General features: G+C 57.5%; 8 protein-coding genes. 7 read left to right on the forward strand and 1 reads right to left on the reverse strand.

The window, feature by feature from the left end; translation table 11 throughout:
- Window positions 1–319: ATP-binding protein (locus AAAB16_RS06250; protein ID WP_340662554.1), on the forward strand; the 319-nt coding region annotated here is incomplete at its 5' end.
- A 16-nt stretch (window positions 320–335) separates the two neighbouring features.
- Here the strand turns inward: AAAB16_RS06250 and AAAB16_RS06255 are convergent.
- Window positions 336–893 (reverse strand): nucleotidyltransferase family protein, encoded by a 558-nt coding sequence (locus AAAB16_RS06255; RefSeq protein WP_340662555.1) that lies wholly within the window; start codon window positions 891–893, stop codon window positions 336–338.
- 206 nt (window positions 894–1,099) lie between these two features.
- On the opposite strand from AAAB16_RS06255, the gene AAAB16_RS06260 reads away from it, so the two are divergent.
- The 6 genes from AAAB16_RS06260 (at window position 1,100) to AAAB16_RS06285 (ending at window position 9,886) form a co-directional block, all read left to right on the forward strand.
- Window positions 1,100–3,175: a DEAD/DEAH box helicase gene (locus AAAB16_RS06260; RefSeq protein WP_340662556.1), complete on the forward strand. Its 2,076-nt coding sequence runs from the start codon at window positions 1,100–1,102 to the stop codon at window positions 3,173–3,175.
- Window positions 3,175–4,527, forward strand: a complete 1,353-nt coding sequence (locus tag AAAB16_RS06265; RefSeq protein ID WP_340662557.1) for a DNA-processing protein DprA — start codon at window positions 3,175–3,177, stop codon at window positions 4,525–4,527. The genes AAAB16_RS06260 and AAAB16_RS06265 overlap by 1 nt, the downstream gene beginning before the upstream one ends.
- Before the next feature lie 318 nt (window positions 4,528–4,845).
- Window positions 4,846–5,109 carry a DUF3077 domain-containing protein gene (locus AAAB16_RS06270; RefSeq protein WP_340662558.1) on the forward strand — a complete coding sequence of 88 codons (264 nt, stop codon included), beginning with the start codon at window positions 4,846–4,848 and terminating at the stop codon, window positions 5,107–5,109.
- A gap of 201 nt (window positions 5,110–5,310) precedes the next feature.
- Window positions 5,311–7,071, forward strand: a complete 1,761-nt coding sequence (locus tag AAAB16_RS06275) for an ATP-binding protein (protein ID WP_340662559.1) — start codon at window positions 5,311–5,313, stop codon at window positions 7,069–7,071.
- Window positions 7,071–8,399, forward strand: coding sequence for a sigma-54 dependent transcriptional regulator (locus AAAB16_RS06280; RefSeq protein WP_340662560.1), 1,329 nt, complete (start codon window positions 7,071–7,073; stop codon window positions 8,397–8,399). The genes AAAB16_RS06275 and AAAB16_RS06280 overlap by 1 nt, the downstream gene beginning before the upstream one ends.
- 167 nt (window positions 8,400–8,566) lie before the next feature.
- On the forward strand, window positions 8,567–9,886 hold the full coding sequence (locus AAAB16_RS06285) for an MFS transporter (protein ID WP_340662561.1): 1,320 nt from the start codon (window positions 8,567–8,569) through the stop codon (window positions 9,884–9,886).
- Window positions 9,887–10,072 lie beyond the last annotated feature (186 nt).

Consider the following 10,072-nt stretch of genomic DNA (forward strand, 5'->3'; position numbering starts at 1 on the left):
GCTCAGCAACGCCTCCAAATACACCCCCAATGGAGGCGCCATCACCCTGACCGTCACTGCCGCAGACAACGAACTGCGCCTTAGCATCAGCGATGACGGCATCGGCATTACCCCAGGCGCCTTGCCCTACATCTTCGACCCCTTTATCCAAGACACCCACGCCATCGGCTTTAACGGTGCAGGGCTGGGCATCGGCCTGACTGTGGTGCGCGAACTCCTAGAAGCCCACGGCGGCACCGTGGCCGCCACCAGCCCAGGGCCGGGCAAAGGCAGTGTGTTTAACATTACGTTGCCGTTGAGCGAGGGTGTGGATATCTAGCCCACGCCCACACGCCTTACCCCTCAATAATCTGCAACCCAGGCCAACGCTGTTGATAACTCAGGGCCTTGGCCAAAAACAGATCCGGCTGGTGATTAAGCGGGTTGCTGCGCAGCACACCGTCATAAATATCGTCCAACCCAAACGGCGCATACACCTCAGCGCTGGCCACATCGATAGCCACACAAGTGCCCGCCACCAAATAACGATCCACTCCATCTCTAGCCGAGCGCAACGGCGGATAGTCGCGGCCAAAACGCTGCCCATACCACAGATGCACCCGCGCCTGATTCTTCACCTCCACCACCACACCCAAATCGCCACACAACCCCTGCACCGCCTCAATCACCGCGTTCTCCGCCTCCCACGACGTATCCGCATCAAAGTAAAAAATATCGTAATCCTTCACCCCCCACGCCGGCGGCAAACCGGCCTGCTGATTCCACACCGCCTGAAACAAACAGCCGGCCGTAAGTAAGCATTGCGGGAGCTGCAAGGTAGGTAGGCGCTTGAGCAACTCGGCGTTGCTTGGATTGAGAGTGATCGAGGTTAGAAAGGCGGACGTAGTGGGCACGGGCGGGGCACTCGGGAAATATGAAACTGGGACTTTAACCGAATGCTGTATGAGCTTTCCCAATGGTTATGGAGACGGCAAAAAGCCGTTGCCGCTTGGTTTTTCCTATGCGTTCATCGAGCGCTTACGGATCTAGAGGCGCGGCTGACACAAGCCTTGATCTTGAGCGGCGGTCGCACTCTGCAGTGCAATTGGAGAGCTACACCATGGAATACAATGCAGCACGTGCTTTAGAGCTTCTGCGTTTAGGTTCAGGAAGGGACGATGCGACTTTTCGGGAAGGACAAGAAGACGCTATACGCCATATTGTCGAGGGTAAGGAACGCTTACTAGTTGTTCAGAAAACCGGTTGGGGTAAGAGCTTCGTATATTTCATTGCTACAAGGCTGCTGCGGGAGGCAGGCGCTGGGCCTGCGTTACTGATTTCACCATTGCTGGCCTTGATGCGGAATCAGGTTGCTGCGGCAGAGCGAATGGGCGTAAGAGCGCAAACTATCAACTCAGATAACGTCGACAATTGGCCAGCAATTGAGCGTCAGCTTGTTGAGGGCGGTGTGGATATTCTCCTTATTTCGCCCGAACGCCTCGCTAATGAGCGTTTCCGCACCCAGGTTTTGGGGCTCATCGCCGCACAAATCTCGTTACTAGTCATCGACGAGGCGCATTGCATCTCCGATTGGGGGCATGACTTCCGTCCGCACTATCGATTGTTGGAGCGGATGGTCAAAATTATGCCTCCCAATCTGCGTTTGTTGGCCACCACGGCCACGGCAAACAATCGAGTTATGGAAGACCTAAAGGCAGTGCTTGGCCCCAACATTGAGGTCGTCTGTGGAGATCTCAATCGTGCATCGCTCACGCTCCAAACCATTCGACTGCCTCGCCAGGAAGAACGCCTTGCCTGGCTTGCGCAAAGTCTTGCCGAATTGGAAGGCCATGGCATTGTTTACACCCTGACCGTGAGAGACGCCCTTCTAGTGGCCGGCTGGTTGAAATCGCGAGGCTTCAACGTTGAAGCCTATACAGGCCAGACAGGAGATCGTCGGGAAGAGTTTGAAGACGCCCTCTTAAACAACCAGGTCAAAGCTCTTATCGCTACTCAGGCATTGGGTATGGGTTACGACAAACCGGACTTGGCGTTTGTTATCCATTACCAAATGCCGGGCTCGGTGGTCGCCTATTATCAGCAAGTTGGTCGTGCAGGACGGGCGTTGGATGCTGCCTACGGTGTGCTGCTCAGCGGTGAGGAAGAGACTGAAATTACGGATTGGTTTATCCGTAGTGCTTTCCCAACACGAGCGGAGGTCGCTGAAATTCTAGGCACGCTTGAAGATGCGCCGGATGGCTTATCTGTTCCGGAGCTACTTGGGAAAGTCAATTTGAGTAAGGGGAGGGTTGAAAAAGCGGTGGCGTTACTCTCATTGGAAGCGCCGGCGCCCATCGCGAAGCAAGGTGCTAAGTGGCAGCTCATAGCGGCAAGTCTGAGTCAAAGCTTTTGGGACCGTGCCGCGCGGCTGACGGCGCTGCGACAAGCTGAACACCAGCAGATGAGGGATTACGTTGAGTTAGCCTTCGGCCAACATATGGCGTTTTTGATTGCCGCGCTGGATGGCGTACCAGGCGCTATTGATGCACCAGCGTTACCTCAACTATCTAGCGCAGTGAATCCTGACTTGGTCAAAGCGGCAGTCGCGTTTTTACGGCGAACCAGCCTTCCAATTCAACCTCGAAAAAAATGGCCGGATGGTGGGATGCCGCTATATGGGGTTAAGGGGCCGATCTCATCCAAGCATCAGGCTCAGCCTGGCAAAGCACTGTGCATATGGGGAGACGCCGGTTGGGGCAGCATCGTTCGAAACAATAGATATGTTGATGGCCATTTTTCCGATGAGCTTGTTCAGGCATGTGTCGAAATGATTAAAAATTGGGCGCCCAATCCCGCTCCGGCATGGGTTACCGCGATTCCGTCTCTGAAAAATCAAGAGATCGTACCCAATTTTGCGAAAAGGCTGGCCAGTGCGTTAGGTCTTCCGTTTTACACGGTGCTCGCTAAGACAGAGGACAGGCCAGAGCAAAAAACTATGGCAAACTCCACTCAGCAGGCCCGCAATATTGATGGTTCACTTAAGGTCTGCAACGTACCTCCCGCGGGGCCGGTGCTCCTAGTTGACGACATCGTTAATTCTCGATGGACGTTAACTGTCGCAGCTTGGCTGCTACGAGAAGCCGGTTGCGATGAGGTTTGGCCTATGGCCCTTTCACTAACTGGCCACGATGAATAATGTCACCTCTTTCACTAAATACGCAGGCGATACTTTTGCTCACAGCGCCGCTCATTGTTGGGCGTGGCGTGCAGTCGCAAGACCTGTTGTCTCCCTCTGAGTACAAGCGTTTAGCTAGCCATTTACATCAGTTGCAGAGACAACCTTCAGACCTGCTTGGCGCCGAGAGTGGCGAGCTTCTGCGTTTATGCCAGCCAGTTGTTGATGAAAGTCGAGTACAGCGGCTGCTAGGTCGAGGCTTCTTGCTAAGCCAGGCGGTGGAAAGATGGCAGTCACGGGCTATCTGGGTCATCAGTCGTGCTGACGCAGAGTATCCGCGGCGCCTTAAAGCTCGCCTGCGCGCGGATACACCTGCGGTGCTTTACGGATGTGGCGATATTTCCCTGCTTGAAACGGGCGGGCTTGCGGTCGTTGGCTCCAGGAAGGTTGCCGATGAGTTGGTCGACTATTCGATGTCGATAGGCGGGTTGGTAGCGAGTGCTGACAGAACGCTTATATCGGGAGGTGCCAAGGGGGTTGATCTCGCTGCGATGAGAGGGGCGCTTAAGTCGGGTGGCAAAGTTGTTGGTGTGCTCGCCGAAAACTTAGAGCGAACAGCCATGAGCCGTGAGGAACGCAATTCCTTGCTTGATGGAAATTTAGTTCTTGTCTCTGCGTATGACCCTAATGCCGGGTTCAACGTGGGCCATGCAATGCAACGTAACAAGCTCATTTATGCACTGGCCGATGCGGCGTTGGTTGTTAATACCGACCTCAATAAAGGGGGCACATGGGCGGGCGCTGTAGAGCAGCTGGATAAGTTGAATTATGTGCCGGTATTTATTCGCTCGACGGGTGAGCCCTCGGCCGGTCTCGATGGGCTGGCAGAGCGGGGCGCGTTACTCTGGCCCAATCCGCATGATGCCCAGTCTCTTGAGCAGGTATTCGCGGTCAAGGCCCATGATTCGCAGCCCCCTCAGCAGCCAGCGCTTTTATTGCCTTGCTCCGAAGACGTACATAGCTCGCGGCTTGAGGTAACCAAGGCGCAGGACTTCACCGATAAGCCTTCGCCCCATGTAAACGAGCCTTCCGAAAAGTACTCTGTTGAACCGAGGCTTGACGCAACCCCTGCGGCGGTAAGGGGCCATTCAGCAGAGGACCGAGGAGCTGCGGACCTGCTGTTTGCAACCGTCAGGGAGCTGATAAAAAATCTGCTGAGAAGCCCCACAAAAGACGCCGAGGTTGCCGTTGCTTTAGATGTTTCAACTGGACAGGCCAAGGTCTGGCTTCAACGCCTGGTCGAGGAGGGGGTTATCGAAAAGCAAAAGAAGCCCATGGGTTACGTAGTGAAAGAGTCGGAGCTGTTTAAGTAGGGATTAACAAGCTTACAGATAAACCTCGTCAGCATAGGGAGCGCCTATCATAAACACCCTGTACGTGGGGTTGGATGCATGACGGGAGCGCGCCGTCAGGTGAGCTTTCCCCAACGTCGTATATACCTCACCGCTAGCCACATTGATGGCCAAACCACCACGATGCCCCCGCCTGATTCTTTATGGTTATGGAGAGGGCAAAAAGCCGTTGCCATGCTTCGATAAGCAGACCTATATTCGACCGTCGCTGCCAACTCAGCGGCCAGGTTTGGCGACCTGAAGCCCTAAGGATTCCATATCTTTTCAGGAGCCAAGCTTATGTCTGACGACATCAAAAAAACCACCCACCAACCCTTCTGCAAAACCGACAGCGCCCCGCTGTTCTCGGTCAATGCCGGCGTGCCTGTAGACGAAGCGCTAGAACTTTCTACCGAGCTGATGCGCTACGTCGAACTGCTCGCCGCGGCTGATGCATTGATCGATAAAACGGCCGAGTCTGCTGTTATTCAGCACTTGAGCGAAATGGCGAAAGCGCTGAACAAGGCTTGCGGGTATGGAACGATGGGAGCGGGTAACGCCTAAAGGCGGTTAGCGTTGCGTGCAAAGGAGGGGGGCTTAAGTCCCCCTTTTTGCTTTAGCTGAACCCACAAATTTGGCCGAATTCGTGCGGGATAGCACGGGCGAGGTGCTTGCAAAGTAGCAAATTGCAAGACCGGCCCTATGCCTCTCTTTCTTCCCTCTCCATGCTATGTTCCCGCTCCCACCCCCATCACCCCACTCACCATGCCCGCCACCTTGCGCAATCTCCGCCCGCTTATTTATCTGCTGCTGATCGTTGCCGGCGCGGTGTTGGCGTCTTTTGCGGCCATGCGCCACACCGAGCAGCAGGCGCTGGCGGACGATGCTGAGCGGGCGAAGCAGCAGTTGGCGTTGTATGCCAATTCGCTGCATACGTTGATTGAGCGGTATCGCGCGCTGCCGGCGGTGTTGGCGTTGGACCCGGAGCTGCGTTCGGCACTGGCGGGGTCGGTGGGGGGCGCGTTGCAGGAGGGGTTGAATCGTAAGTTGGAGCAGATTAACGGCGCGGCGCAGTCGTCGACGTTGGAGTTGCTGGATCGCAATGGCCTGGCCGTGGCGGCCAGTAATTGGCGCTTGCCGAGCAGTTACGTTGGGCACAATTACGGCTTTCGCCCGTATTTCACGCAAACCCGCAGCGAGGGTTCGGGGCGGTTTTATGCGGTGGGGGTGACGAGTGGAATACCGGGGTACTTTTTGTCCCGCGCGGTGATGGGCGAGGGCGGTGAGTTTCTCGGCGCCATGGTGGTGAAGTTGGAGTTTCCGGAGTTGGAGCGTGAGTGGCAGCAGGGTAGCGATACGTTGTTGGTCAGTGATGCGCGCGGGGTGGTGTTTATTGCGAACCGGCCGGGGTGGCGTTATCGCTTATTGAATACGCTGTCTGCTGCCGATTGGGCGGAGTTGAACAGCACGCGCCAGTACGACAAGCAGCCGCTCACGCCGCTGGTGCATGAGCCGCTTACGCGCTTTGATGACAGTAGTTTTCTTGCCCGTGTGGAGGGCCCTGAGGGGCGGGCCAGTTATTTGTGGGAGTCGCTGCCGCTCAGTGGTGAGGGCTGGACACTGCATCTGCTGCGCCGCCCGCAGGTGGCGTTTGAGGATCTGCGCAACGCCGCGCTGGCGGCGGCCGGCGTGTGGCTGACGTTGGTATTTGTGTTGTTGTTTCTAAGCCAGCGCTGGCGCCTTGCCAAGTTGCGGCAGCGTAGCCGTGAGGAGTTGGAGCGTTTGGTGCAGGAGCGTACCCGTGATTTGCGTACGGCGCAGGATGGCTTGGTGCAGTCGGCCAAGTTGGCGGCGTTGGGGCAGATGTCGGCGGCGCTGGCCCATGAAATCAATCAACCGCTCACCGCGCAGCGTATGCAGTTGGCGACGTTGCGCTTGCTGCTTAGCCACGGCCGCAGCGATGACGCGGTGCAGGCCTTGCAGCCGATGGACGAGATGCTCACGCGCATGGCTTCGCTTACCGGCCATTTGAAAACCTTTGCGCGCAAAAGCCCCAGCGGCTTGCGCGAGCCGTTGGATATGGCGGCGGTGGTGGACCAGGCATTGCAGTTGCTGGAGGCGCGGTTGCGTGATGAGCAGATTGACTGTGACGTGCAACTGACCCGTCCGGCGCCGGTGCGCGGCGATGCGATTCGCTTGGAGCAAGTGCTGATTAATTTGCTGCGTAATGCCTTGGATGCGATGCGCGACAAACCGCGCAAGCAGCTGCACATTCGCTTGCTGGCGGACGGGCAACAGTGGCAGCTCAGCGTTACCGACAGCGGTGGCGGCATCAGCGCTAGCGACTTGCCCAATGTGTTTGATCCGTTTTTTACCACCAAGCCAGTGGGCGATGGTTTGGGCTTGGGGCTGGCGGTATCGTTTGCCATCGTGCATGAGCTGGGCGGCCGACTCAGTGCTGAGAATGTTGCTGACGGTGCGCGCTTTACCGTTACCCTGCCGATTGATGTGGAGGCCCACGCGTGATGTTGAAGTCGGTAATTCTGGTCGATGACGAGCGCAGTATTCGCGAGGCGGTGCAGCAGTGGCTGAGCCTGTCGGGCTTTGAGGTGCAGTTGTTTAGCCGCGCCGAGGATTGCCTGGCGCAATTGCCGGCGAACTTCGCCGGGGTGGTGCTCAGCGATGTGCGCATGCCGGGCATGGGTGGCCTGGAGTTGCTCGCGCGTTTGCAGCAGCAGGATGTGGATTTGCCGGTGATTTTATTGACCGGCCACGGCGATGTGCCGATGGCGGTTGAGGCGATGCGCGAAGGCGCTTACGACTTTTTGGAAAAGCCGTTCAGCCCGGAAGCGCTGCTCAACAGCTTGCGCCGCGCCCTGGAGAAACGCCGGTTGGTGCTGGAGAACCGAGCGTTGCATGAGCAGGCCGATCATCGAAGTAAACTGCAGGCCAGCCTGCTTGGGATTTCTCCCGGTTTGCAGACCCTGCGCCGCCAGGTGTTGGAGCTGGCGGCATTGCCGGTAAACGTGTTGATTCGTGGCGAAACCGGCAGCGGCAAAGAGTTGGTTGCCCGCTGCTTGCATGAGTTTGGCCCGCGTGCGCGCAAGCCGTTTGTGGCGCTGAACTGCGGCGCCATTCCCGAGCAGCTGTTTGAGGCCGAGCTGTTTGGCCACGAGAGCGGGGCCTTTACCGGCGCCCAGGGCAAGCGCATTGGCAAGCTGGAATTTGCCCATGGCGGCACGGTGTTTCTCGACGAAATTGAAAGCATGCCGCTGGCCCAGCAGGTGAAGTTGCTGCGCGTATTGCAGGAGCAAAAACTTGAGCGGCTGGGCTCGAACCAGAGCATTAGCGTGGACCTGCGCATTGTTGCCGCCACCAAGCCGGATCTGCTTGATGAAGCCCGCGCCGGGCGCTTTCGCGAGGACTTGGCCTATCGCCTGAATGTCGCCGAGTTGCGCCTGCCGCCGTTGCGTGAGCGGCGCGAAGATATCCCCATGCTCTATGCGCACTTCGCCCAGGCCGCGGCGGAAAAACTCGGGCGCAGTCTGCCGCCGTTGAGTGGGCCAAGGTTGAGCCAGTTACTGAGCCACGATTGGCCCGGCAATGTGCGCGAACTGGCCAATGTCGCCGAGCGTCAGGTGTTGGGGTTGGGTGAGCCGGAGCCTGCCGGCACAGCGCCTGGGCAATCGCTCGCCGCGCAGCAGGAAGCCTTTGAAGCGCAGTGTTTGCGCGCCGCCCTTACCCGGCATAAAGGCGATATCAAGGCGGTGCTCGAAGAGCTGCAACTGCCGCGCCGTACCTTCAATGAAAAGCTTCAGCGCCACGGCCTGAGCCGGGAAATGTTCCTGGGCTGATCGGCGGAATTGCACTTATAGCTTTTGCCCAATGAGCGGATTTCCGCTTATAGGCCTCGCTGTACCCCCTCTAAATCGGGCCTCTGCGCCCTGGCACAGCTCCTGCTATAGCCCTGGCAGGCGCGCTCTGCTGCGCCCCACAACAACAATTAGATAAAGGATCCGCCATGGATAACTCACACGCCTTGCCCTTGGGCGCGACTGCTGCGCCCGTCGCGACAAAAACCACCGCTAGCCGGATCAAATCGATTTTCAGCGGCTCGGTCGGCAATATGGTCGAGTGGTATGACTGGTATGTGTATGCCGCCTTCTCGTTGTACTTCGCGAAAACCTTTTTCCCCGCAGGCGACTCCACCGCACAACTGATGAACACCGCCGCCATCTTTGCTGTGGGCTTTTTGATGCGCCCGATTGGTGGCTGGTTGATGGGCCTGTACGCCGACCGCAAAGGCCGCAAGGCGGCGTTGATGGCCTCGGTACTGCTCATGTGCTTTGGCTCGCTGCTGATCGCCCTGAGCCCTGGCTACGACACCATTGGCATTGGCGCGCCGATCCTGTTGGTGTTCGCCCGCTTGCTGCAAGGTTTGTCGGTGGGTGGCGAATACGGCACCTCGGCGACTTACCTGAGTGAGATGGCCACCAAAGAACGTCGTGGGTTTTTCTCCAGCTTCCAGTACGTGACGCTGATCTCCGGGCAACTGATAGCCCTGGCTGTGCTGATCGTGTTGCAACAGGTGCTGACTACCGAGCAGCTGTATGCGTGGGGCTGGCGTATTCCGTTTGCCATCGGTGCGCTGTGCGCCATCGTCGCCTTGTACCTGCGTCGCGGCATGGAAGAAACCGAGTCGTTTACCAAGAAAGAAAAGTCCAAAGAAAGCGCCATGCGCACGCTGCTGCGTCATCCCAAGGAACTGCTCACTGTGGTCGGCCTGACCATGGGCGGCACCTTGGCGTTTTACACCTACACCACCTATATGCAGAAGTACCTGGTGAACACCGCCGGCATGAGCATCAGCGACTCCACCAGTATTTCGGCGGCCACGCTGTTCTTGTTTATGTGCTTGCAACCGATCATTGGCGGGCTGTCGGATAAGATTGGCCGGCGCCCGATTCTGATCGCCTTTGGCGTGCTCGGTACGCTGTTCACCGTGCCGATTCTGATGACCCTGCACACCGTGCAAACCTGGCTGGGCGCGTTCTTTTTGATTATGGCGGCGCTGATCATCGTCAGCGGCTACACCTCGATCAATGCCGTAGTTAAAGCCGAACTGTTCCCCACCGAAATCCGCGCCCTGGGCGTTGGTTTGCCTTATGCGCTCACCGTGTCGATCTTCGGCGGCACTGCTGAGTACATCGCCCTGTGGTTTAAAAGCATCGGCATGGAAAGTGGTTACTACTGGTACGTCACGGCGTGCATCGCGGTGTCGCTGATCGTCTACGTAACCATGAAAGACACCCGTACCCACTCGCGGATTGAGACCGACTGATAGCGCCGGCTTACTCGTAGGGTGTGCTGTGCGCACCACTGCGCTAGTCGCGAGTTTGCCTGGTGCGCACAGTGTTCAGCCGGGAGACATGGGTAACACCTGTCGGGAGACATGGGTAACGGGTTGATGATCATGTCGTCCGTTGCCTGATGTCTATCTGGCGCAGGGTTTTGCGGATGAAAACCA

It is taken from the genome of Pseudomonas sp., assembly GCF_037994325.1.
Lineage (GTDB): Bacteria > Pseudomonadota > Gammaproteobacteria > Pseudomonadales > Pseudomonadaceae > Aquipseudomonas.

What these genes read in the sequence shown, in the direction of transcription:
- AAAB16_RS06285 (WP_340662561.1), top strand. Translation starts at nt 8,567, where the DNA reads ATGGATAACTCACACGCCTTGCCCTTGGGCGCGACTGCTGCGCCCGTC.
- AAAB16_RS06275 (WP_340662559.1), top strand. Translation starts at nt 5,311, where the DNA reads ATGCCCGCCACCTTGCGCAATCTCCGCCCGCTTATTTATCTGCTGCTG.
- AAAB16_RS06270 (WP_340662558.1), top strand. Translation starts at nt 4,846, where the DNA reads ATGTCTGACGACATCAAAAAAACCACCCACCAACCCTTCTGCAAAACC.
- AAAB16_RS06265 (WP_340662557.1), top strand. Translation starts at nt 3,175, where the DNA reads ATGTCACCTCTTTCACTAAATACGCAGGCGATACTTTTGCTCACAGCG.
- AAAB16_RS06280 (WP_340662560.1), top strand. Translation starts at nt 7,071, where the DNA reads ATGTTGAAGTCGGTAATTCTGGTCGATGACGAGCGCAGTATTCGCGAG.
- AAAB16_RS06260 (WP_340662556.1), top strand. Translation starts at nt 1,100, where the DNA reads ATGGAATACAATGCAGCACGTGCTTTAGAGCTTCTGCGTTTAGGTTCA.